Annotated in this window: 22 protein-coding genes; 13 read left to right on the top strand and 9 right to left on the bottom strand. The window is 57.5% G+C overall.

Translation table 11 applies throughout. The features are described from left to right. Positions 1-20: 20 nt before the first annotated feature. Together mrcB and hrpB are read right to left on the bottom strand one after the other, a co-directional pair. Positions 21-2,528 (bottom strand): bifunctional glycosyl transferase/transpeptidase, encoded by a 2,508-nt coding sequence (gene mrcB / locus ACGS9J_RS21985; RefSeq protein WP_442232868.1) that lies wholly within the window; start codon positions 2,526-2,528, stop codon positions 21-23. A 99-nt stretch (positions 2,529-2,627) separates the two neighbouring features. After that, positions 2,628-5,090 (bottom strand): ATP-dependent helicase HrpB, encoded by a 2,463-nt coding sequence (hrpB, locus tag ACGS9J_RS21980; RefSeq protein ID WP_442232867.1) that lies wholly within the window; start codon positions 5,088-5,090, stop codon positions 2,628-2,630. A 56-nt stretch (positions 5,091-5,146) separates the two neighbouring features. Here hrpB and thpR point away from each other — a divergent pair, with 56 nt between their 5' ends. The 6 genes from thpR to folK all read left to right on the top strand — a co-directional run bounded on the left by thpR (position 5,147) and on the right by folK (position 10,119). Beyond that, a complete protein-coding gene (gene thpR / locus ACGS9J_RS21975; RefSeq protein WP_442232866.1) occupies positions 5,147-5,689 on the top strand; it encodes an RNA 2',3'-cyclic phosphodiesterase in 543 nt (180 codons plus the stop codon). After that, positions 5,686-6,393, top strand: a complete 708-nt coding sequence (sfsA, locus tag ACGS9J_RS21970) for a DNA/RNA nuclease SfsA (RefSeq protein WP_442232865.1) — start codon at positions 5,686-5,688, stop codon at positions 6,391-6,393. The genes thpR and sfsA overlap by 4 nt, the downstream gene beginning before the upstream one ends. A gap of 183 nt (positions 6,394-6,576) precedes the next feature. Next, entirely contained in the window at positions 6,577-7,032 is a 456-nt protein-coding gene (dksA, locus tag ACGS9J_RS21965) for an RNA polymerase-binding protein DksA (protein WP_020828563.1), read from the top strand. Positions 7,033-7,104: 72 nt separating this feature from the next. Beyond that, positions 7,105-8,016 (top strand): tRNA glutamyl-Q(34) synthetase GluQRS, encoded by a 912-nt coding sequence (gluQRS, locus tag ACGS9J_RS21960; protein ID WP_442232864.1) that lies wholly within the window; start codon positions 7,105-7,107, stop codon positions 8,014-8,016. A gap of 94 nt (positions 8,017-8,110) precedes the next feature. Further along, positions 8,111-9,628, top strand: a complete 1,518-nt coding sequence (gene pcnB / locus ACGS9J_RS21955; RefSeq protein ID WP_442232863.1) for a polynucleotide adenylyltransferase PcnB — start codon at positions 8,111-8,113, stop codon at positions 9,626-9,628. Beyond that, positions 9,628-10,119, top strand: a complete 492-nt coding sequence (gene folK / locus ACGS9J_RS21950; RefSeq protein WP_442232862.1) for a 2-amino-4-hydroxy-6-hydroxymethyldihydropteridine diphosphokinase — start codon at positions 9,628-9,630, stop codon at positions 10,117-10,119. The genes pcnB and folK overlap by 1 nt, the downstream gene beginning before the upstream one ends. Before the next feature lie 32 nt (positions 10,120-10,151). On the opposite strand, the gene qseC is transcribed toward folK, so the two are convergent. Beyond that, complete coding sequence (gene qseC / locus ACGS9J_RS21945; protein ID WP_442232861.1) at positions 10,152-11,510, bottom strand: quorum sensing histidine kinase QseC; 1,359 nt, start codon at positions 11,508-11,510, stop codon at positions 10,152-10,154. Beyond that, positions 11,507-12,169 carry a quorum sensing response regulator transcription factor QseB gene (qseB, locus tag ACGS9J_RS21940; RefSeq protein ID WP_442232860.1) on the bottom strand — a complete coding sequence of 221 codons (663 nt, stop codon included), beginning with the start codon at positions 12,167-12,169 and terminating at the stop codon, positions 11,507-11,509. The genes qseC and qseB overlap by 4 nt, the downstream gene beginning before the upstream one ends. A 169-nt stretch (positions 12,170-12,338) precedes the next feature. Here qseB and panB point away from each other — a divergent pair, with 169 nt between their 5' ends. The 3 genes from panB (at position 12,339) to panD (ending at position 14,653) form a co-directional block, all read left to right on the top strand. Next, entirely contained in the window at positions 12,339-13,133 is a 795-nt protein-coding gene (gene panB / locus ACGS9J_RS21935; RefSeq protein WP_442232859.1) for a 3-methyl-2-oxobutanoate hydroxymethyltransferase, read from the top strand. A gap of 24 nt (positions 13,134-13,157) precedes the next feature. Then, positions 13,158-14,012, top strand: coding sequence for a pantoate--beta-alanine ligase (gene panC / locus ACGS9J_RS21930; protein WP_442232858.1), 855 nt, complete (start codon positions 13,158-13,160; stop codon positions 14,010-14,012). A gap of 260 nt (positions 14,013-14,272) precedes the next feature. Next, positions 14,273-14,653: an aspartate 1-decarboxylase gene (panD, locus tag ACGS9J_RS21925; RefSeq protein ID WP_037416822.1), complete on the top strand. Its 381-nt coding sequence runs from the start codon at positions 14,273-14,275 to the stop codon at positions 14,651-14,653. A 39-nt stretch (positions 14,654-14,692) separates the two neighbouring features. Here panD and ACGS9J_RS21920 read toward each other — a convergent pair whose 3' ends face one another. From ACGS9J_RS21920 to ACGS9J_RS21910, 3 genes are all read right to left on the bottom strand, one after another. Continuing rightward, positions 14,693-15,973 carry a polysaccharide deacetylase family protein gene (locus ACGS9J_RS21920; RefSeq protein WP_442232857.1) on the bottom strand — a complete coding sequence of 427 codons (1,281 nt, stop codon included), beginning with the start codon at positions 15,971-15,973 and terminating at the stop codon, positions 14,693-14,695. Between the two features lie 221 nt (positions 15,974-16,194). Further along, positions 16,195-16,965 carry an ABC transporter permease gene (locus tag ACGS9J_RS21915; RefSeq protein ID WP_442232856.1) on the bottom strand — a complete coding sequence of 257 codons (771 nt, stop codon included), beginning with the start codon at positions 16,963-16,965 and terminating at the stop codon, positions 16,195-16,197. Beyond that, positions 16,962-17,885: an ABC transporter ATP-binding protein gene (locus ACGS9J_RS21910; protein ID WP_442232855.1), complete on the bottom strand. Its 924-nt coding sequence runs from the start codon at positions 17,883-17,885 to the stop codon at positions 16,962-16,964. The genes ACGS9J_RS21915 and ACGS9J_RS21910 overlap by 4 nt, the downstream gene beginning before the upstream one ends. A gap of 237 nt (positions 17,886-18,122) precedes the next feature. On the opposite strand from ACGS9J_RS21910, the gene can reads away from it, so the two are divergent. Further along, complete coding sequence (can, locus tag ACGS9J_RS21905) at positions 18,123-18,779, top strand: carbonate dehydratase (protein WP_061807929.1); 657 nt, start codon at positions 18,123-18,125, stop codon at positions 18,777-18,779. Between the two features lie 36 nt (positions 18,780-18,815). Here can and hpt read toward each other — a convergent pair whose 3' ends face one another. Together hpt and cueO are read right to left on the bottom strand one after the other, a co-directional pair. Next, entirely contained in the window at positions 18,816-19,352 is a 537-nt protein-coding gene (hpt, locus tag ACGS9J_RS21900) for a hypoxanthine phosphoribosyltransferase (protein WP_071827054.1), read from the bottom strand. Between the two features lie 100 nt (positions 19,353-19,452). Beyond that, a complete protein-coding gene (cueO, locus tag ACGS9J_RS21895; RefSeq protein ID WP_442232854.1) occupies positions 19,453-21,099 on the bottom strand; it encodes a multicopper oxidase CueO in 1,647 nt (548 codons plus the stop codon). A 174-nt stretch (positions 21,100-21,273) separates the two neighbouring features. On the opposite strand from cueO, the gene ACGS9J_RS21890 reads away from it, so the two are divergent. From ACGS9J_RS21890 to speD, 3 genes are all read left to right on the top strand, one after another. Beyond that, a complete protein-coding gene (locus ACGS9J_RS21890; RefSeq protein WP_442232892.1) occupies positions 21,274-21,621 on the top strand; it encodes a YacC family pilotin-like protein in 348 nt (115 codons plus the stop codon). A 110-nt stretch (positions 21,622-21,731) separates the two neighbouring features. Then, positions 21,732-22,595, top strand: a complete 864-nt coding sequence (speE, locus tag ACGS9J_RS21885; RefSeq protein WP_442232853.1) for a polyamine aminopropyltransferase — start codon at positions 21,732-21,734, stop codon at positions 22,593-22,595. A gap of 27 nt (positions 22,596-22,622) precedes the next feature. Continuing rightward, the gene (speD, locus tag ACGS9J_RS21880) at positions 22,623-23,417 is read left to right on the top strand and encodes an adenosylmethionine decarboxylase (RefSeq protein WP_442232852.1); all 795 of its coding nucleotides are present in this window, start codon (positions 22,623-22,625) and stop codon (positions 23,415-23,417) included. The last annotated feature ends 29 nt before the right edge of the window (positions 23,418-23,446 follow it).

Below are 23,446 nucleotides of genomic sequence, written 5' to 3'. Positions count from 1 at the left end.
AGCGTTTACATGAGGGGCGCTTACTTGCCGAACATGTCCTTGATCCAGCCGGCAACGCCGTCAGCATCTTTTTGTTCGCCCGCTTGCTGCTGTTGCTGCTGCTCTTGTTGCTGTTGCTGAGCGGCCTGGCTCGCCTGGCACAATCCCTGTGGATTATCGGTCCACACCGGAATGGTGCGGCCACCGCCACCGCAGACGAAATTACCGCTGGAGTCGATGCCCATCTGGTTGATGCCTTCCGGCGGCTGCAACATCAGCGGCAGCGGCGTCTGGTTTTCCAGATAGCGGCGATACAGCGTCAGCGCACCGTTGGCACCGGTCAACTTGGCCGGGCCGTTGTTATCACGGCCTACCCAGGCGATAGCCACTTCCTTACCGTCGATACCGGCAAACCAGCTGTCGCGCAGGTCGTTGGTGGTCCCGGTTTTCGCCGCCAGATTGTAGTTAGGGAATTTCACCGACAATGAGCGGGACGTCCCGCGCGCTACGCCCTGCTGCATGGCGTACAGCGTCAGGTAAGCCGCCTGAGCCGGTACCACGCGTTCCGCTTGCGGGAAGCTCTGATACAGCACCGAACCGTCTTCCGCAATCACCGAACGCACCGCAGACAGCGGAGCACGGTTACCGCCACCGGCAATGGTCTGGTATTCCTGCGCCACTTCCATCGGCGTCAGGCCAATCGCACCGAGCAGCATCGAAGGCACCGGATTGATTTCCGCTTTCGGGATGCCCAGACGCTGCAGCGTGGCGCTGACCTGATCCAGCCCCACCGCCATACCCAGGTTCACCGTCGGTACGTTGAGTGAGTGGGCCAGTCCATCCACCAGCATCACCTGGCCGCGGAACTTGCGGTCATAGTTGTTTGGCTGCCAGACGGTGCCGTTCGACAATTTCAGCGTCAGCGGCTGATCCGCCAGCCAGGTGTTCAGGCGATATTTGTCCGGCTCGGACAGCGCAGTCAGGTACGTCGGCGGCTTGGCCAGTGAACCGACCAGACGGCGCGCCTGCATCGCACGGTTGAATCCGGCAAACTGCGGGTTGGCACCGCCGACCATGGCACGAACTTCACCACTGAAGCGATCGACAATCACCATCGCCGCTTCCAGATCCTGAATGTGACGAGCCGCTTTCAGGGCCGGAACGCCGTCTTCAACCGCTTTCTCCGCGGCATCTTGCGACACCGGATCCAGCGTGGTGAAGATTTTCACGCCGGACAAATCGTTAACCTTGTCGCCCAGCTTGGTTTGCAACTCCTGACGCACCATCTGCATAAACGCAGGCTGCGGTGTGATCACCCCGCCTTTCGGCTGCACACCCAAGGGGCGAGCGCTGAGCATGTCGTACAGTTCGGCGTCGATAACTCCCTGGTTCTGCAGCAGTTTGAGCACCAGATTACGACGTTCCAGCGCCAGTTTCGGGTTACGCCAAGGGTTGTACAGCGACGCGCCCTTGACCATGCCCACCAGCAACGCCTGCTGATCCAGGCTCAGTTCGTCCACCGGACGGCCGAAGTAATACAGGCTGGCCAGCGGGAAACCGCGGATTTGATCGTTGCCACTCTGGCCGAGATAAACCTCGTTCAGATACAGCTCAAGGATGCGGTCCTTGCTGTAACGGTAATCCACCAACAACGCCATGTAAGCTTCGTTGGCCTTACGCCACAGCGAGCGCTCGTTGGTCAGGAACAGGTTTTTTACCAACTGTTGCGTCAGGGTACTGCCGCCCTGCACCGCACGCCCGGCGGTCAGGTTAGCCAGCACCGCACGGCCGATGGAGTATGGGCTGATGCCGTCATGCTCATAGAAATGACGGTCTTCGGTGGCAATCAGCGTATCCACCAGCAGGTCCGGGAAACCGGCACGCGGCACGAACAGGCGTTGTTCGCCGTTCGGTGACTGCAACATGGTGATCAGGCGCGGATCGAGGCGGAAGAAACCGAAGCTGCGCTGGTTTTCCATGTTCTGGATATTCGCCAGACGGTTGTTCTGGAAATTCAGACGGGCGTGGATCTGCCCCTCTTTACCGTCCGGGAAGTCAAACGGACGACGCAGCATCTCAATGCTGTTGGCCTGCACGGTAAACTCGCCCGGGCGCGTCATGCGGCTGACCTGACGGTATTGCATGCCCTCCAGCAAGTCGACCATTTCCTTTTTGCTGTACGGCATGCCCGGTTCCAGGTTGACCATGCGGCCATAAACCGCCGCCGGCAACTGCCAGACCTTGCCGTCAATGCGGCTGCGGATCTGCGAGTCCAGGTACACGCCGTAGATCGCCAACAGCACGGCAACCACCAGGATCAGTTTGATCAGCAGGCCGAGCCAGCGGCGTTTTTTACGCGGCGGAGTCGCTTTTACCTTACGCGGCATGCGTTCTTCCTCGTCTTCATAATCATCATCGTCATCCTGATACTCGTCTTCCTCATAATCATCGTAATCGTCATCTCGACGACGGCGCGGCGGCTTGCGCGACGCGGTGCGTGTTGGTTGTTTCCCTTTGCGCCCGATGGGCTCGCGGTCATCCCCAGCCATTGCTGTTGTTCTCCAGACTTGGCGGCACTGCCGGCCATTATTAGTCGCTTAATCTGTCGCGCCGTTGGGCTGCTGAACAGAAGAAACATCTGAATTGATTTATTGATATTTTTTCGTGCGCCGCGTCGGGGCGGTATTCGCCGGGTCGTCCGGCCACACGTGCTTCGGGTAGCGCCCTTTCATCTCTTTTTGCACTTCCCGGTAGGCGCCCTGCCAGAACGCCGCCAAATCACCGGTGATTTGCAACGGCCGGTGCGCCGGTGAGAGTAACTCAAGCACCACCGGGATGCGACCTTCTGCCAGCATCGGGCTGCGCTGTTCACCGAACACTTCCTGTAAACGCACCGCCAGCGCCGGGGGTTTGCCGGCATCGTAACGGATCGGCAAGCGGCTGCCGGTCGGCACAGTGTAATGAGTGGGTAATGCATTATCCAGCCGCTGCTTTTGCTGCCAGTTCAACAACCGCGCCAACGCTTCAGCGATATTGACCTGTTTTAATCCGCGCATGTCGCGTACGCCACTCAGCGACGGCAGTAACCACTGCTCCAACGATGCCAGCAGCGACTCATCGTCGACCCGTGGCCAGTCGGCCTCCGGCAGCCAATTTTGCGCGCACTGCAAGCGCAGCCGCAGTTGGTCGGCGGCGGTATCCCAGTTGAGTACCGCGATGCCCTGAGCCCGCACCCAGTTGAGCAACGCCTGTTGCAGTTCTTCGTCGGCCGGCTTGGCCAACGGTTGTGCGCGCAGCGTCAAACGCCCAATTTGCTGGCGCTTCCAGGCGCGTAAAGTGCCCTTTTCTTCATCCCACTCCACCGCCGTTTGCTGGGAAACGATCGCCGGCAACTGTGCCGCCAGCTCGTCAATCTCCACCGGCAACGCCAGCAGAATGCGCGCATCGGGGCTGTTATGCCCCTGCAACAGGCTTGGCACGATCAGCCAGGGGGCGCGTGACAACGCCTCATCCTGATTCATCGCCGCCCCCATGCCATTCGCCAGCAGGTAACGGCCATCCTGACCGCGTCGTTGTGCGATGCGATCGGTAAACGCCAGCGCCAGCAATCGCGGTGCCATATCTACGTCGACCCGGCCCGCTTTCACCTGCAGACGACGGGCAAGCTGAGTGGCACGGCGCTGCCAATTCGGCTGCGGGCGGCTCAGCCAGTAACCGATATCCATTTGTCCGTTGCGCGGCGGTTCTTCCAGCAATGCCGCCAGCGCGGCGGCCGTCGCCAGTCCATCCGGCCCCTGCCCGGCGCCATGAGTCAGCATCGCCGCCAAACGCGGCTCACAGCCCAACGTGGCCATCTGTCGGCCGCGTGCGGTGAGTTTATCGCCGTCATCGGTGGCGCCAAGCTGCTGCAATAGCCTTCTGGCGGCGGCCAGCGCCGTTTCCGGCGGCCGATCGAGCCAGGTCAGTTGCCCCACGTCATGACAGCCCCATTGCAACAGTTCCAGCCAAAAACCGGCGAGATCGCTTTGCAGAATTTCCGGCTCGGCGTGCTCCGCGGCCCGTTCAGCTTGCTCTTTGGCAAACAGATGCCAGCAAATGCCCGGCTCCAGACGTCCGGCACGACCGGCGCGCTGGATCATCGACGCCTGGCTGATGCGTTGTGTCACCAGCCGTGTCAGACCGTTACGCACGTCATAACGCGCCACGCGCTCCAGCCCGCTGTCCACCACCAACCGAATGCCTTCGATAGTCAGGCTGGTTTCGGCGATGTTGGTCGCCAGCACCACTTTACGACGTCCGGTCGGTGCCGGCTGTATCGCTTTCTGCTGCTGCGCCAACGGCAAAGCGCCGTACAGCGGACAGAGTTCGGTATCGGCCGCCACCTCGCCGTTCAGGCGCTCCAGCACCCGGTGGATTTCCGCCACGCCGGGCAGGAACAGCAGCAGCGATCCCGTTTGTTCAGACAGCAGGCGCTTCACCGCCGCCGCCACGCCATCTTCCAGCCGTTGATGGCTGGCCAGCGGCTGATACTGGCGTTCGACCGGGAAACTGCGCCCGGCGGACACCACTGCCGGTGCCTGCGGCAGCAGCTGTGCCAGACGGGCGTTATCCAGCGTTGCCGACATGATCAGCAGTTTCAGATCGTCACGCAGCCCTTGCTGCACGTCCAGCAGCAGCGCCAACGCCAGATCGGCCTGCAGGCTGCGTTCATGGAATTCGTCGAGGATCACCAGCGAAACGCCCTGCAATTCGGCATCCTGCTGCAGCATGCGGGTGAGAATGCCTTCGGTCACCACCAGCAGCTTGGTCTCCGGCCCACTTTTGCTTTCGGCACGCATGCGGTAGCCCACGGTCTGACCGGGTTCTTCCCCTAACTGCTGCGCCAGTCGGTACGCCACGTTCTTCGCCGCCAACCGCCGGGGTTCGAGCAGGATAATGCGGCCAGGCAATCCGGCCTTGGCCAGGATCTGCAGCGGCAGCCAGGTCGATTTACCGGCGCCGGTCGGCGCATGCAGCAGGACCTGCGGGGCGGATTGCAGCGCAGTGAGCAATTCATCAAGAACCGCGCTGACGGGCAGTGAAGACACAGAACTCTCCGTAGTGGTTAACATTGGACGGCGCACATTGTAGCATTAGACTCTGCGTTTCATTCACTTGCCGGGTATCTATGTCCAGTTCGCGCCGCCTGTTTTTCGCCCTGACCTTGCCCGATGCGCTGCAGCAACAGGTGATCCGCTGGCGCGCCGATGCCTTTGAGCCGCAAGCCGGTCGGCCGGTCGCGGCCGCCAATTTGCACCTGACGTTGGCCTTTCTCGGCGACGTCACCGCACAGAAAGAAGCGGCGTTGAAAAAGCTGGCCGGCCGCATTAGCCAGCCCGGTTTCAGCATGATGCTGGATGATCTCGGCCACTGGCCGCGTCCTGGCGTCGTTTGGCTCGGCACCCGGCGCGCCCCACGTGGGCTGCTGCAGTTGGCGGAGCTGCTGCGTTCGCAGGCGGCCCGCAGCGGCTGCTACCAAAGTCCGATGCCGTTTCATCCGCATATCACCCTGCTGCGCGCCGCGACCCAGCTGGTCGCCATACCGCCCGCCACTCCAGGCTGGAGCTTCAGCGCCAACGAATTCGCCTTATACCAATCAGTCTTTGAAAACGGCCGCACGCGTTATCAGATGCTTGAACAATGGCCCTTGGCCCACCAGGACACCCCATGATTTTTACCCCCCCCTTGCGTCACGCCACGCTGATTAAACGTTACAAACGCTTTCTGGCGGACGTCGTCACACCAGAAGGGGAAACCTTCACGCTGCACTGCGCCAATACCGGGGCGATGACCGGCTGCGCCACCCCCGGCGATACCGTTTGGTATTCCACCTCGGATAACGCCAAGCGCAAATACGCCCACAGTTGGGAACTGACGCATACCCAACAGGGTGACTGGATTTGCGTAAACACCCTGCGCGCCAATGGACTGGTACGCGAGGCCATTGAACAGAATCTAATCAATGAATTATCCGGTTACAGTAAAATCAGCAGCGAAGTAAAATATGGCAGTGAAAATAGTCGTATCGATTTGTTATTACAGGCAGAAAACCGAGCCAACTGCTATATTGAAGTTAAGTCAGTCACATTACTGCAACAACAACGTGGTTACTTTCCTGATGCGGTAACGCTCAGAGGACAGAAACACTTACGTGAGTTGCTAAGCGTGGTTGAAAGCGGGCAACGGGCGGTGTTGTTCTTTGCTGTGTTACATAGCGGTATTGAACAGGTCGCACCGGCACATCATATAGATGAGCGTTATGCGGCACTGTTGGCACAGGTCCGGCAGTTGGGCGTAGAAGTGGTTTGTTATGGGGCTAAATTATCACCTGACGGTATGCATCTCTGCGATAAGTTACCGTTTTTTATCGATTAGCGCTGACCGGACACAATTAATCCGACAACCGGTTATCGCGTCGCCAAATACGCCTTCCTTCACACCATTGTCAAGCAGGCGACAGGAATAATTGCCAACCTACTCCCCATCTGGTATTTATAGCGGCCTGTTTTTCCCCCGCATTGGGGATTCGATAGTGCGTGTGTATGTAGGAGAAGCAACATGCAAGAAGGGCAAACCCGTAAAACCTCGTCCTTGAGCATTCTCGCCATCGCTGGGGTGGAGCCGTACCAAGAGAAGCCGGGCGAAGAGTACATGAACGACGCCCAGTTGTCGCATTTCAAGCGCATTCTTGAAGCATGGCGCAACCAGCTCAGGGATGAAGTGGACCGTACTGTATCGCATATGCAGGATGAGGCAGCAAACTTCCCTGACCCGGCCGACCGTGCCACTCAGGAAGAAGAGTTCAGCCTTGAACTGCGTAACCGCGATCGCGAACGCAAACTGATCAAAAAGATCGAGAAAACGCTGAGGAAAGTAGAAGACGAAGATTTCGGCTACTGCGAATCCTGCGGCGTGGAGATTGGCATTCGTCGCCTTGAAGCGCGTCCGACTGCCGATTTGTGCATCGACTGCAAGACTCTGGCCGAAATCCGCGAAAAGCAGATGGCCGGCTAATACAGTTGTTATCGCTGCGGCGTACGTCTCTGCGTGCGCCGCACAGAGAAAAGGGAAAGTTTCCCCTCTGATATGCAAGAAAGACATTATGTGGGGCGCTTTGCCCCATCGCCTTCCGGGGATCTGCATTTCGGTTCGCTGATTGCCGCTCTGGGAAGCTACCTCCAGGCTCGCGCCCAACACGGGCAGTGGCTGGTTCGCATTGAAGATATCGATCCCCCGCGCGAAGTCGCCGGTGCGGCCGATCGTATCTTATCCGCTCTGGAACACTATGGTCTCCTGTGGGACGGCCAGGTCATCTATCAATCCCAACGCCACGAAGCCTACCGCGCCACCCTGGATCACCTGCACCGGCAGGGGCTTAGCTATTTCTGCAACTGCACCCGCAGCCGCATCCAGCAGATTGGCGGGTTGTACGATGGCCACTGCCGTTCATTGAATCTTGGCCCGCAGGGCGCCGCCATCCGTTTACGCCAATCCAGCCCGGTTTACGCCTTTCACGATCGTCTGCAAGGCGAGTTGCAGGCCGATCCGGCGTTGGCGCAGGAAGACTTTATTATCCGTCGGCGTGATGGGTTGTTCGCCTATAACCTGGCGGTGGTGGTTGACGACCATTTTCAGGGCGTTACCGAAATCGTGCGCGGTGCCGACCTGATCGAGCCAACGGTGCGCCAGATTGCGTTGTACCATCAGTTACAGGCGCCGGTGCCCGCCTATGTGCATCTGCCGCTGGCGCTGGGCGCCAATGGCATCAAATTGTCGAAGCAAAACCATGCGCCCGCGTTGCCCGACGGCGATCCGCGTCCGGTGCTGGTTGCCGCGCTGAACTTTCTGCGTCAACCGCTGCCGGAAAGCTGGCAAGATCTTGACCTGCCGTTATTATTGAGCTGGGCTATCGCACACTGGAAGCTGGATTATGTGCCGCGCCAGGAGGCTATTCCCCTGGACGAAAACACATCGGCATTCTCAAAAGAGCCATGGTGAGCTATGATTAGCCGCTATTTTTTGTTAGCGCCATTTTTTTCAGACACTATCGAGGTGTACCATTTTTACCCGAGTAGCCAATTTCTGCCGTAAGGTGCTAACCCGCGATGACAAGCTGCCGCGTGATGATGCGCCGGTCAGCGATAAAAACGTAGTCCGCGAAGAAAGCGCGGTGGCTGCACCACCGTCAGCGCCGCAGCAACGTTCCGCCGATCGCGGCAGAGATACTCCTGCCCGCCGGCAGGCACCGCGTAAACGCCCACCTTTTCCTGCCGCAGAGGGAACCGGCTCAATGACCGTGATCCCACGCGACCAGCATTCCATCTCACGCAAAGACATCAGTGAGAACGCGCTGAAGGTGCTGTACCGCCTGAATAAATCCGGTTTCGAAGCCTATCTGGTCGGTGGCGGCGTACGTGACCTGCTGCTGGGCAAAAAGCCGAAGGATTTCGACATCACCACCAACGCAACGCCGGAACAAGTGCGCAAGCTGTTCCGCAACTGCCGCCTGGTGGGTCGCCGCTTCCGCCTGGCACACGTGATGTTCGGGCCGGAAATCATCGAGGTTGCCACCTTCCGTGGTCACCACGAACAGCAAACGTCGGAATCTGACAAAAATTCTTCCCAGCAGGCCCAAAACGGCATGCTGCTGCGCGATAACATCTTCGGTTCAATCGAAGAAGATGCCCAGCGCCGTGACTTCACCATCAACAGCCTGTATTACGGCGTGGCGGACTTCACCCTGCGTGATTACGTTGATGGCCTGCGCGATCTGAAGCAAGGCGTGATCCGCCTGATCGGCGATCCGGAAACCCGCTACCGCGAAGACCCGGTACGCATGCTGCGTGCGGTGCGTTTTGCCGCCAAGCTGGACATGACCATCAGTGACGAAACCGCCGAGCCGATCCCACGCCTGGCCTCGCTGCTGCATGAGATCCCGCCGGCACGTCTGTTCGAAGAATCGCTTAAATTGCTGCAGGCCGGTTACGGTTATCCGACCTACCTGAAACTGTGTGAATACCAGCTGTTCCAGCCATTGTTCCCACAGATCGCCCGTCACTTCACCCCGAACCATGACACGCCAATGGAGCGTATTCTGGCGCAGGTGCTGAAGAACACGGACTACCGTCTGCAGAACGACATGCGCGTCAATCCGGCGTTCCTGTTTGCTGCTATGCTTTGGTATCCGTTGCTGGAGCATGCGCAGAAACTGGCGCAGGAAAGCGGTCTGGCGTACTACGACGCCTTCGCACTGGCAATGAATGATGTGCTGGACGAACAATGCCGTTCATTGGCAATTCCGAAACGCATCACCACGCTGGTACGTGATATCTGGCAGTTGCAGCTTCGGCTGTCACGCCGTCAGGGCAAGCGCGCGCACAAGCTGATGGAACACCCGAAATTCCGCGCCGCTTACGATCTGCTGGCGCTGCGTGCCGAAGTGGAAGAAAACCAGGACATGCTGCGTCTGACCGAATGGTGGGGCGAGTTCCAGGACGCGACCCCGGCACGTCAAAAAACCATGTTGAATACCTTGGGTGACGATCCGGCACCGCGCCGCACGCGTCAACGCCGCCCTCGTCGCCGGACGCCGCGTAAAGAAGGGGAATAATGATCCGCGTTTATATCGCGCTGGGCAGTAACCTGGCGCACCCGCTGCAACAGGTGAAAGCCGCACTGGAAGCGCTGGAGCATCTCCCGCGCACCCGGTTGGTCCTTTGTTCTTCTTTTTACCGTACCAAGCCGATGGGGCCGCAGAACCAGCCGGACTTTCTCAATGCGGTGGTGGCGCTGGATACCTTGTTGCCCGCCGAACAGTTACTCGATCACACTCAGGCGATAGAACGCAATCAGGGCCGCGTGCGCAAAGATGAGCGCTGGGGCCCGCGCACCCTCGATTTGGACATCATGCTGTATGGCGAGCAGGTTATTCATACCGACCGCCTTACCGTGCCGCATTACGGCCTGAAAGAACGTGAATTCATGCTCTACCCGCTGGCGGAAATCGCCCCCGACCTGCTCCTCCCGGACGGCGAATCGCTGGCCAGTTGCCTGAAGCGCGTGCCGATAAACGGCATGGAACTCTGGCATAAACCCAAATAACCACCTGAGTCGAACTTGGTGTGCAGGCGCCCTTACAACAACACCTGAGCGACAAATCCCCCTTCCGGCCGATTGGCGAAGCTGACGCGTAAACCGTGCAGGCCAGCGATACGCTGTACAATGGATAATCCCAACCCGCTGCCGGTCTGTTCCTGTCCCGGTGGACGATAAAAACGCTCCCCCAGCCGTGCCAGATGCTCTTCGGTAACGCCCGGGCCATCATCCTCGACCCTCAGCAACCGCTCTGTCAGCCTCACTGTCACGGTGCCTCCCGCAGGCGTGTAACGCACGGCGTTATCCACCAGATTGCGAACCAGCAGCGACAGCAACAGCGCTTGCCCCTGCAACGGCGGTGGCATGCCCTGCTGTTCATAGCGCAGCGTGATGCCGGCGGCATGGGCATGGCGATCCTGTTCCGCCAGGGTCATCGGCACCAGTTGCCCCCAGTCGATCGCTTCCAGCTCGGCCAGGTCCGACAACGAATCCAACCGCGACAACGTCAGCAGTTGATCCACCAATCGGGTCGCCCGATCGATACTCACCGTCAGGTTTTCCAGCGCATGTTCGCGCATCTGTTCGTCGTCACCGGCCAGTTGCACCACTTCCGTCTGCACCCGCAGCGCCGCCAGCGGACTGCGCAGTTCATGGGCGGCGTCAGAGGTGAAGCGCCGCTCACGCACCAATAGCGCATTAATACGGGCAAACAGTGCGTTAAGCGCATCCACCAGCGGTCGCACTTCAGTCGGTACCTGCCGTGCGTCCAGTGGCGTGGCGTCGTCCGGAGCGCGTTTGCGCAGCCCGGTGGCAACCGTGCGCAGTGGCCGCAGCTCACGCCCGACCATCAAGGCAATCAGCAGCATCAGGATCGGCAACGTCACCAGCCACGGCACCAGTTGCCCGGTCACCATGCCCAGCGCCATATCCCGGCGATAATCCCACTCCTGCCCCACGACGATGCGATAACGGCCGTCCGGGCTGGTCAGCCACAGCAGCCGCCAACTGTCGTCATCGCCTTTGCGTTCGCCATCGGTAAAACCTTCACGCTCACCGTCAAAACGGAAATCCGCGCCGTTCTCGCCATCGTTGAGCAACATCTTGCCGCGGCGGTCGAAGATGGCGAACGCCAGTGCGTCGTCGTCCTGTTCACCGCGCTTGCCGTGATGCACCAGCTTTTTGGTTTTCGGCAGGCTGCGTACGTTTTCGTCGGCCAGCAGATCGCCCAGATTGGCGGTTGCCAGCCGTTTGGCGAACAGCATCTGCTGAGTATCAAACACTTCGTTGATGTTGTTGCGCGTCATCATCCACGCCACCAAACTGGCGGAGCACCAGGTCAGCAGCGCCAGCAGGCTGAAGATCAGGATCAGGCGCAGCCGCAGACTGAGATGTTTCACGGGACATCCCCCAACGTATAGCCCACGCCGTGAATGGTGCGGATAAACCCGTTGCCCAGCTTGCGGCGCAGGTGGTGAATATGCACTTCTACCGCGTTGCTGCTGACCTCATCGTCCCAGTTGTACAGCTTTTCCTGGATCAGTGGCCGCGCCAGCACCCGCCCTTTGTTGTGCAGGAACAGTTCCAGCACCGCCAACTCACGCGGCGTCAGGGTGACCGGCTCACCATTGCAGCTCACGCTGCGGGTGGCGGCATCAAACACCACATTGCCATGCACCAGCTGTGGCATCAGTTGGCCGTGGCGGCGGCGGATCAACGCCTGCAGGCGAGCCGCAACTTCCGCCAGGACAAAGGGCTTGCACAGGTAATCGTCGGCACCGCTCTGCAGGCCGCTGACGCGCTGTTCCAACGCGTCACGCGCGGTCAGGATCAGCACCGGCACGTCATGGCCAGCCTGCCGCCATTGGCGCAGCAGATCCAACCCGTCGAGGCCCGGCAGACTGAGATCAAGGATCACTGCGTCGTAGGGCGCGCTTTCCAACGCATTTTTACCGACCAGCCCATCGGTAAACCAGTCCAGATTAAAGCCGAGTTTGGTTAAGCCGGCCTTGATACCGTCACCGATTAACTTGTCATCTTCTATCAGCAAAATTCGCATGTGCGTCCTTTTTTAACCATTGCCGCCCATTACACCACAAGGTTCTTAAGAACCTCTTAAGCATGATGATCTGCGCTACCCACCCCGTTAGGGTTACAGTAGAATGACAGCACTTTTTTGCAGCCAGGGCCCTGCGTACGCCGCGCGGCTCTATTCAGGAGACGTAGTGATGAAACCCACCACCGTGACCCATTTGCGCCAGTGGAAGCAGGAACAACGCAAGTTCGCTTCCCTCACCGCCTACGATGCCAGCTTTGCCAAACTGTTTGAAGAGCAAGGCGTGAAAGTACTGCTGGTAGGTGACTCGCTGGGGATGACGCTGCAGGGCCACGACTCCACGCTGCCGGTCACCGTCGCCGACGTTGCCTACCATACCCGCGCCGTTCGCCGTGGCGCGCCAGCCTGTCTGTTGCTGGCCGATATGCCTTTTATGAGTTACGCCACGCCACAATCGGCCTGTGCCAATGCCGCCGAGCTGATGCAGGCCGGCGCTAACATGGTGAAGCTGGAAGGCGGCAGTTGGCTGTGCGAAACGGTGAAAATGCTGACCGAACGCGCGGTGCCGGTCTGCGGCCACCTCGGCCTGACGCCGCAATCCGTTAACGTGTTTGGCGGTTATAAAGTGCAGGGCCGTGACGAACTTGCCGCCAAGCAACTGCTGGAAGACGCCAAAAATCTGGAGCTGGCCGGTATCCAACTGCTGGTGCTGGAATGTGTGCCAACCGAATTGGCGCGCAAAATCACCGAAGAACTGACCATTCCGGTGATCGGCATTGGCGCCGGTAACGCCACCGATGGCCAAATTCTGGTGATGCACGACGCGTTTGGCATCACCGGCGGCCATACGCCTAAATTCGCTAAAAACTTCCTGGCGCAAAGCGGCGATATCCGCTCGGCGGTGCAACACTATATTCAGGATGTGGAGCAAGGAATTTACCCCGCTGAAGAGCACTCATTCAACTAAAGTGACTGCGTTAGGAGTTATGGAATGGTAATTATCGAAACCCTGCCGCTGTTGCGTCAGCAGATCCGCCGCTGGCGTCAAGAGGGTAAACGCATCGCGCTGGTGCCGACCATGGGCAACCTGCACGAAGGTCATATGACGCTGGTCGATGAAGCCCGCGCGCGCGCCGATGTCGTGGTGGTCAGTATTTTCGTCAACCCGATGCAGTTCGAACGCCCTGACGATTTGGCGCGTTACCCACGTACCCTGCAGGAGGACAGCGAAAAGCTGACCCGTCGCGGCGTAGAACTGGTGTTCGCACCGGCGCCGGCCGATGTCTACCCGCAGGGGCTGGAACAGCAAACCTATGTCGACGTGCCGGGCATTTCCTCCATACTGGAGGGCGCCAGCCGTCCGGGCCATTTCCGTGGCGTCGCCACTATCGTCAGCAAGCTGTTCAATCTGGTGCAACCGGATCTGGCCTGTTTTGGCGAGAAGGATTATCAGCAGTTGGCACTGATCCGCAAAATGGTGGCGGACATGGGCTACGACATCGACATCGTCGGCGTACCGACCGTGCGTGCTAAAGATGGCCTGGCGCTCAGTTCGCGCAACGGCTACCTGACCGCCGAAGAGCGGAAAATCGCCCCGCAGCTCAGCAAAATCATGAATGCGCTGGCCGAACAGCTCAGCAACGGTGAACGCCACATCGACGAGCTGCTGGAGCAAACCGCAGGGCACCTGCGCAACGCCGGGTTCACCCCAGACGAGCTGTTTATCCGTGACGCCGACAGCCTGCAACCGCTGGGTGTTGAAAGCCAACGTGCCGTGGTGTTAATGGCCGCCTGGCTGGGCAAGGCGCGCTTGATTGACAACCAACAGGTTGATCTGACGCTGTAAGCTATTTTTTGTGCAATCGTCACCATTACGCCCTGCCTGACAGTAGACAATGGCAGGCTTATCGGTGACGATATATCACGGTATGGATGTTTAACCCCATCGCCTCTATATACCCTAAATAATTGAAGTTGCATCAAGGCGGCAAGCCCGTAAGTCCCCGGGAGCATAGATAACTATGTGACAGGGGTGATCGGGTGCAGCCAACACAGATGCAGCTTCAAGTATGACGGGTATAGGCTGATACTCAGTTAGGTAAAGTTATGATACGTACTATGCTGCAAGGCAAGCTGCATCGGGTGAAAGTGACTCAGGCCGACTTGCACTATGAAGGCTCCTGCGCCATCGATCAGGACTTTCTGGAGGCCGCAGGCATTCTGGAATATGAAGCTATCGATATTTATAACGTTGATAACGGTCAGCGTTTTTCGACCTATGCCATCGCCGCCGAGCGCGGTTCGCGCATTATTTCGGTCAACGGTGCGGCAGCACGCTGCGCCTGCGTGGGCGACAAACTGATCATCTGTTCTTATGTGCAGATGAGCGATGCCGATGCCCGCCAACACCACCCGAAAGTGGCCTACTTCGAAGGTGACAATAATCTGCAGCGCAAGGCGAAAGCCGTGCCGGTTCAGGTCGCCTAAAAGTCACAACGGGCGCTGTCGGCGCCCGTTCCTTCCCGGTTACTGCACTACCAGCGTTCCCAGCTTGTTGGCGATCCTGTCCGCCATGGTCTGAATCGAGTCGGTGCGCAGAATGTACAACCGCTTCAGCGTATAAGGGCTATCCCCCGGCTTCACTTTGCCCTGCACCGTGGTCACCGCCATATGGAAACCGGCGTTTTTCGCCGCCTGTATCGCCCGCTGGTTATAGCCGCCAAACGGATAGGACACATACAGCACATGCGGATTAAACTGCGACAGTGCGCGGCGCGAGTGCTCAAAATCGAATTCAATATTGTGCAACGAGCGGCTCAGCAGGATCGGCTGACGGTTACCGTCGGTGCGATGCAGGAAATGCGTATGCGACTGTACGTCGAACACGTCCTGGATCTGCTTCAGTTCGGAAATGCTCATAAACTGCAGCGAGTCTGGATTCCATTTTTGCGGATGGCGCTTGATGCGTGAGGAAATAATAAACGCCGTGGCGCGGAAGCCGTAATTCTTCAATACCGGATAAGCGTAGCGATAAACCGATTTCAGCCCGTCATCAAACGTCAGCACCACCGCCTTGCCCGGCAGATTGATCTGATTATTCAGATAAGCTTCCAACTGATACAGGGAAATCGTGTCGTAGCCCGCCTGCTTCAGGTAGGTCATCTGGTTACTGAACGCCACATCGGAGGTGGTGGTCGAAGTATGACGGAAGCGTTTGTTCTCTTCGTTTTTCAGCAGATGGTGATAGGTCAACACCGGAATACCGGCGTCGATCTCGCAGTCCAGCTCGCTGACATAACCCAGACGATCGCCAATGTTGATCTCATACCAGGTGTTGTTGAGCCGATCTTTCAGCTTACCGATGATCGGGTAGCGCAGGTTCTCTTCCAGCACGCCAAACACATCGCTGGTGTTATCCGCATCGGTATAGACGTTGGTCGCTTTTTGCGTGATCAGATTCTGATTGGTCAACGGCTTATTCAGCTCACCAAGGTCGTCCTTCACCTTGCGTGATTTTTTAAGGTCACGCACATCGTCTTTATCGATAAACCCCGTACCGTGGCCGAATTTGAACTCGTAATATTCGGCATCCGCCGGGAACACCTGAATCAACTGCCCCTGCTTCACTTCGCCGACCGGAATGACATGCTCGCCAATCAGCGAATAAACCTCGCTGTCGCGCTGCGCTTCCATATATTCGGATTTAACCGCGCTGTCTTCCGACAGCAAATTTGCCAGACCCGCCGGGGAGGCAAAGGACAACAGGATGCCGAGTAACCCAGCCGCTATCTTGTGTGTGGACCGCATGGTTATGTTCTGCTTACGAGTGCGTAATACCCGTCGCCTTTCAAGCCGCAACTTGAAATTCATGGGGCATATAACAAAATGGAGAAAATGTGGAGCGCCAGCATAGCACGATTTGAACAGCGGGGAGAAAGGGGTTCTTTGAGCGATTTTATTGATTTACAGGCTGCCTGCCGCTGGGTGATAAACGCGTCCCCGAACGCTTGCCCGGAGACGCGATTGGATCAGGTACGCAGACCGCGGCCGCGTTCAATCAGGAACCAGACCAGCAGATAGAACACCGCGATAAACGCCACCAGTACCGCCATGGTGAGTGCCAACGGCACGTCGCTGATGCCCAGGAAGCCATAGCGGAAACCGCTGATCATGTAGACGATGGGGTTCAGCTTGGACACCGCCTGCCAGAACGGCGGCAGCAACGTCAGTGAGTAGAAGACCCCGCCCAGATAGGTCAGCGGCGTCAGCACAAAGGTCGGGATCAGGCTGATATCGTCAAAGGTCGTAGCGAATACCGCATTGAGCAGGCCCGCCAGCGAGAACAAAATCGCCGTCAGCAGCAGCGTGACGACAATCACCCACCAGGCATGCACCTGCAGCGGCACGAAGAACAGCGAAATCACGGTCACCAGCACGCCAACACAGATCCCGCGCGCCACGCCACCGCCGACATAACCGGCAATCACCACGTGCGTCGGCACCGGTGCGACCAGGAGCTCTTCGATGTTGCGCTGGAATTTGGCGCTGAAGAACGACGAGGCTACGTTGGCGTACGAGTTGGTGATCACCGCCATCATGATCAGGCCGGGGACGATAAACTGCATGTAATCAAAACCGTGCATCTCACCGATGCGTGAACCAATCAGGTTGCCGAAGATGATGAAATACAGCGTCATGGTGATCACCGGCGGCACCAGGGTCTGGATCCAGATGCGAGCAAAGCGGTTGATCTCTTTAGCCCAGATGCTCTGCAAGGCCACCCAATACAAACGCGTCATGCTTTTTCTCCATTACCGTTAACCAGGGTGACAAACAGCTCTTCCAGCCGATTGGCCTTGTTACGCATGCTCAGTACCTGAACGCCCTGGGTGCTGAGCTGGGTAAACAGGCCATTCAGGCCCTGCTCGCGCATTACTTCTACTTCCAGCGTTGAAGTGTCCGTCAGGCGGTGGCGGTAACCGTCCAGCTTCGGCAATGGACTTTTCGCCGCCAGATCGAGAATAAAGGTTTCGGACTTCAGCTTGGCCAACAGACCTTTCATCGAGGTGTTTTCCACCAGCTCACCGTTCTGGATAATGCCGATATTGCGGCACAGCATTTCCGCTTCTTCCAGATAGTGGGTGGTAAGGATAATGGTGGTGCCCTGAGCGTTGAGCTCTTTCAGGAAGCCCCACATCGAGCGACGCAGCTCGATATCCACCCCGGCGGTCGGTTCATCGAGGATCAGCAATTTTGGCTGATGCATCAATGCGCGGGCGATCATCAGGCGGCGCTTCATCCCGCCGGATAACATGCGGGCGCGTTCATCGCGCTTGCCCCACAGATCCAACTGAGTCAGGTATTTTTCGGCGCGCGCCAGGGCTTCACGGCGGGTTACGCCATAGTAGCCCGCCTGATTGACCACAATCTGCATCACGGTTTCGAACGGGTTAAAGTTGAATTCCTGCGGCACCAGCCCGAGCTGACGCTTGGCGTTGACGATGTCTTTATCGATGTCGTAGCCGAACACCCGCACGCTGCCGGAGGTTTTGTTCACCAGCGAACTGATGATGCCGATGGTCGTGGATTTACCGGCGCCGTTCGGCCCCAGCAGGGCATAGAAATCCCCCGCTTCGACATTCAGATCGATCCCGCGCAAAGCCTTGACGCCGCCGGCGTAAGTCTTGGTTAGCTGCGCTAATTCCAGTGCATAATTCATAAGTTAAAAGGTACCTTGTGACGATGAGTATGCTGCTGCATTTTTGTAATGAAAGTGATCTTATCATCAGCAGCGTTTTCACTGAGGCAAATCCGTGCGGTAAATTCAGGTTCCTTCCCGCCATACTGGATAAAAAGTGGCTGAATATCGCCTGGCGCCACTGTTCCGATTTCCAAATTGTGACGCTTGTCCTATATTACCCCAACGCAATCTGTCCGTTACAGGCCAATAACCTCCATGAAAGAAATCGAAAAGCTTATCGCCAATAACCATACCTGGTCAGCTAACATCAGCAAGGAAGATCCGGATTTTTTTGAACGTTTAGCACAGGCGCAAAAGCCCCGTTTTTTATGGATAGGTTGTTCTGACAGCCGCGTACCGGCGGAAAGACTGACCGGGCTGGAGCCGGGTGAACTCTTTGTCCACCGTAACGTGGCAAACCTGGTGATCCACACCGATTTAAACTGCCTGTCGGTGGTGCAGTACGCCGTCGACGTGCTGGAAGTCGAGCATATTATTATCTGCGGCCACCTGGGCTGCGGCGGTGTGGAAGCGGCAGTCGAGAACCCGGAGTTGGGGCTGATCAACAACTGGCTGCTGCACATTCGCGACCTGTGGTACAAACACAGCTCACTGCTGGGTGAACTGGAACCGGAACAACGTCTCGACGTGCTGTGCGAAATCAACGTTATTGAGCAGGTCTACAACCTGGGCCATTCCACTATCATGCAGTCAGCATGGAAACGTGGCCAGAAAGTGATGATTCACGGTTGGGTGTACGGGATCCAGGACGGCCGCCTGCGCGATCTGGAAGTGGCCGCGACCAGCCGGGAAAGCCTTGAAATGGGCTATCGCAAGGCCATGGCCACGCTGCAGCAGGATAAGGGTATTTAACCTGCCACGGGCGCGGCATGCCGCGCCCACAGCCTATTACTCGTCCAGCAAGACCACTTTACCGACGTACGGCAGATGGCGATAACGCTGAGCGTAGTCAATACCATAGCCCACCACGAATTCGTCCGGGATTGAGAAACCCACGTACTCAACCGGCACTTCCACTTCACGGCGTTCAGGCTTGTCCAACAGGGTGCAAATCGCCAAAGATTTCGGCCCGCGCAGCGCCAAAATTTCGCGCACTTTATTCAGCGTGTTACCGGAATCGATGATGTCTTCCACGATCAGCACGTCTTTGCCACGGATGTCTTCATCCAAATCCTTGAGGATTTTCACGTCACGGGTGGTGGACATGCCGCTGCCGTAGCTGGAAGCCGTCATAAAGTCGACTTCATGCGGCACTTCAATCGTGCGGCACAGATCGGCCATGAACATGAAGGAGCCGCGCAGCAGCCCTACCAGTACCATATCACTGCCGCTGTCGCGGTAATGTTCGGTGATCTGGCGGCCAAGTTCAGCGATACGGGTCTTAACTTCCTGCTCGGAAATCATTACGTCTACAGTGTGTTTCATAGGTTTTAAGGTCAATTGCCGGAAGAAGGGCGCAGAGTTTAGCATAGCCTGAAGCCGGTGGCGACGCGAGCGCGCCGCCACTTGTTCGATACGGGCGCGATCAGTCGGCTACCGTAAAGCCCATCATCATGCCGGTATCCTCATGTTCCAGCAGGTGACAGTGGGCCATATAGGCGTGATCGCTGTTGGCAAGATGATCGAAGCGCACCAACACTTCACTGCGCCAGCCTTCTACGCGCACCGTGTCCTTCCAGCCGCTGCGGTGGGCCGCCGGCGGTTTGCCGTTTTCCGTCAGAATACGGAATTGGGTACCGTGAATATGGAACGGGTGCAGCATCATGTCGCCTTCGCCGGAAAGGGTCCATTTCTCGTACTTGCCACGCTTGGCTTCAAACATCGGCTTGGTCATGTCAAAAGCCTTGCCGTTGATCATATTGCCATGGCTGAAATCGAACGGCTTCGCGCCGTGATCCATGCCCTTCATATTGCTATGATCCATCCCTTTCATGCTGCCGTGGTCCATGCCTTTCATACTGCCATGATCCATACCTTGCATGCCGGACATATCGCCATCACCGCCTTTGCCCATGTCACCGTGATCCATGCTCATGCCTGCCATCGCCTGGTGGCCGTAGCGATCCATCAGCGCCTGCATGCCCAGCTTATCTAACTGCGGATTCATCATCAGTTGCAGCCAACGCTCCTGAATGCCGGCTACCGGGGGCAGCGCAGGCAGTTTTACCAGGCTGTCCGGCATCGTCTTGATGCCCTGCGCCAGCGAAGGCTGAATATGCAACACCGGCAGCGGCTGGTCGAACGGCGCCAGCGTCATGCCCATCTGTTTTACCGGCAACGTGACGATGTCGAACGCCTTGCCGTCGGAGGCATCCACCAGCACTTCAAAGCGTTCGCCCATCAGCATCGGCAATTCGGTCAACTTGACCGGCTCGGCCAGAAAACCACCGTCGCTGGCGATTACGTAGAATGGGCGGTTATCGCTGACAGCCAGGTTCAGCGAGCGCGCATTACAGCCGTTGAGGAAGCGCAGACGCAACCAGCCGCGCGGCGCTACGTGCCGTGGATACTGAGCACCGTTGGTGAACATGCGGTCGCCGAACCAGCCTACCGCCGCGCTCATTACGTCCAGTTGATATTCAATCTGCGCGTCTTTACCCAACCGTTTGTCCTGCAAGATCACCGGAATATCATCCTGTCCCCAGGTTTTCGGCAGCGGTAGCCTGCTGCTTTCATCGTCTTCCAGCAGCACCAGTCCGGCCAACCCTTTCATCACCTGGTGGCCGGTTTTGCCGTGGGTATGCGGATGGAACCAACAGGTAGCCGCGGGCTGTTCGATAGTGAACTGCACTCTGCGCGTCGCACCAGGCTGAATCAACGCCTGTGGGCCGCCATCCACGTCACCGGGAATTTCCAGACCGTGCCAGTGAACGGTGCTGGCCTCCGGCAACGCATTGCGAATATCGACCGTTACCGGTTTTCCGCGCTGCAGCCGCACTGCCGGCCCCAGCAACGCGCCATTAACGCCCCAGGTTTGGGTTGCCTTGCCCGGCAGCCAGTTAACCTCACCGGTTTGCAGCGCCAGAGCGATGTTCCCTTGCGCGTCCGGCGTCAGCAATGGCGGGATGGGCAACGCCGGCAACTCGGCCGCCCACGCCCCCCGGCTCCACAACGGTAAAGCGCTTGCCGCGCCCAGCGCAGCGGTCAATTTGATAAAATCACGGCGTAACATCGCTGACTCCCTTTTCTCAGTGATCTAACTCATTATGCCCGTCAGCCTAAACCCTCCCCTTAGCGGAAGGTCAAGCCTTTGCTGCCGGTTATGTTACCTGCGAGTAATAAAATTTGGTGCCTTTACAGGCAAGTGTGATAACGTCTGTAGACAACAAACAGGTCTATTTTCATGATGAAAAAAACAAGGTTACTGGTGCTGTTGCTCACCATGCTGGGGTTCTCCAACGCCAGTTTGGCGCTGAATGAGTCTGAAGCGGAAGATCTGGCCGATCTGACGGCGGTGTTTATTTATTTGAAAAACGATTGCGGCTACAACGACTTGCCCAATGCGCAAATCAAGCGTGCCATCGTTTATTTCGCTCAGCAAAACCGTTGGGATCTGACCAACTATAATAGTTTTAATATGAAGGCGCTGGGTGAAGACAGCTATCGCGATCTCAGTGGTATTGCCATCCCTACCCCGAACAAATGCAAATCTCTGGCACGCGACTCGCTAAGCCTGCTGGCCTACGCCAACTAATTCCCCTGCCTTGCGCTACCTCTGCTTGAAATTCAGCCGTGCATCACCAGGCAGAGTTAGCTATGATGTTGCGCCAATTTTTCATGGCTGTTATTACGGAGTTCCCGCACATGACCCAGAAAGAAATTTGGTATGAAACACTGCATGCCAACTTCGGCCAGTACTTCTCGGTAGAGAACGTGCTGTATCGTGAGAAGACCGAACATCAGGATTTGGTGATTTTTGAAAACCCGGTTCTGGGGCGCGTTATGGCGCTCGACGGCGTGGTGCAAACCACCGAGCGCGATGAATTCATCTATCACGAAATGATGACCCACGTACCGCTGCTGGCTCACGGCCAGGCAAAGAAAGTGCTGATTATCGGCGGTGGCGACGGCGCTATGCTACGCGAAGTCAGCCGTCATAAGGGCGTAGAACAGATCACCATGGTCGAGATTGACGCCGGTGTGGTGGAATTCTGCCGCCAATATCTGCCCAATCACAATGCCGGTGCCTACGACGATCCACGCTTTAAGCTGGTGATCGACGACGGCGTCAACTTTGTTAATCAGACCGATGAAAAATTCGATGTGATTATCTCCGACTGTACCGATCCTATCGGCCCCGGCGAAAGCCTGTTCACCTCGGCGTTTTACGAAGGCTGCGCACGCTGCCTGAACGAGGGCGGCATTTTTGTTGCACAGAACGGCGTGTGTTTCCTGCAGCAAGACGAAGCGGTCAACAGCCACATCAAGCTGAGCCAGTACTTCAAAGACGTCAGTTTCTACCAGGCGGCGATACCGACCTATTACGGCGGCATTATGACCTTCGCCTGGGCAAGCCAAAATCCGGCTCTGCGTCAGCTCGACGTGCCGACGCTGCAACAACGCTTTCATCAAAGCGGCTTAAACTGTCGTTATTATAACCCGGCAATTCACGCGGGCAGCTTTGCACTGCCGCAGTATTTGCTCGACGCACTGAACGTTTCACGTTAAGCGAGAAGATAAAGGAGGTGAACCAAATTGCATAAGCTAAAACTGCACGGCTTCAACAACCTGACCAAAAGCCTGAGTTTTTGTATTTACGATATTTGTTACGCCAAAACCGCGGATGACCGCGCCGGCTATATCGCCTACATTGACGAGCAATACAACGCCAATCGCCTGACCGAGATCTTGAGCGAGACCTGCTCGATCATTGGTGCCAATATTCTGAATATCGCACGTCAGGACTACGAGCCTCAGGGCGCCAGCGTCACCATTCTGGTCAGCGAAGAGCCGGTCGATCCGGACGATGTCGATACCTCAGAACACCCGGGCCCACTGTCAAAGGCGGTGGTTGCGCACCTGGACAAGAGCCACATCTGCGTTCACACCTATCCGGAGAGCCATCCGGAAGGCGGTCTGTGTACCTTCCGCGCCGACATCGAAGTGTCGACCTGCGGCGTGATTTCACCGCTTAAAGCGCTGAATTACCTGATACACCAGTTGGAATCTGACATCGTTACCATGGATTACCGCGTGCGCGGCTTTACCCGCGACGTGAACGGCGTGAAGCATTACATCGATCATGAGATCAACTCGATCCAGAACTTTATGTCTGACGATATGAAGGCGCTGTACCACATGATGGATGTGAATGTTTATCAGGAGAACATCTTCCATACCAAGATGTTGCTGAAGGATTTCGATCTGAAGCACTACCTGTTTAACGCCAAACCGGACGCGCTGAGCGAAGCCGAACGTAAAGAGATTACCGATCTGCTGTGGAAAGAGATGCAGGAAATCTATTACGGCCGCAATATTCCGCATCTGTAATGTGTATCGGGCGCGGCCATGTGCCGCGC

The organism is Serratia quinivorans, from assembly GCF_052113645.1.
Lineage (GTDB): Bacteria > Pseudomonadota > Gammaproteobacteria > Enterobacterales > Enterobacteriaceae > Serratia > Serratia quinivorans_B.
The sequence above is the reverse complement of the archived record's forward strand: the minus strand, read 5'-3'. Positions and strand labels throughout refer to the sequence as shown.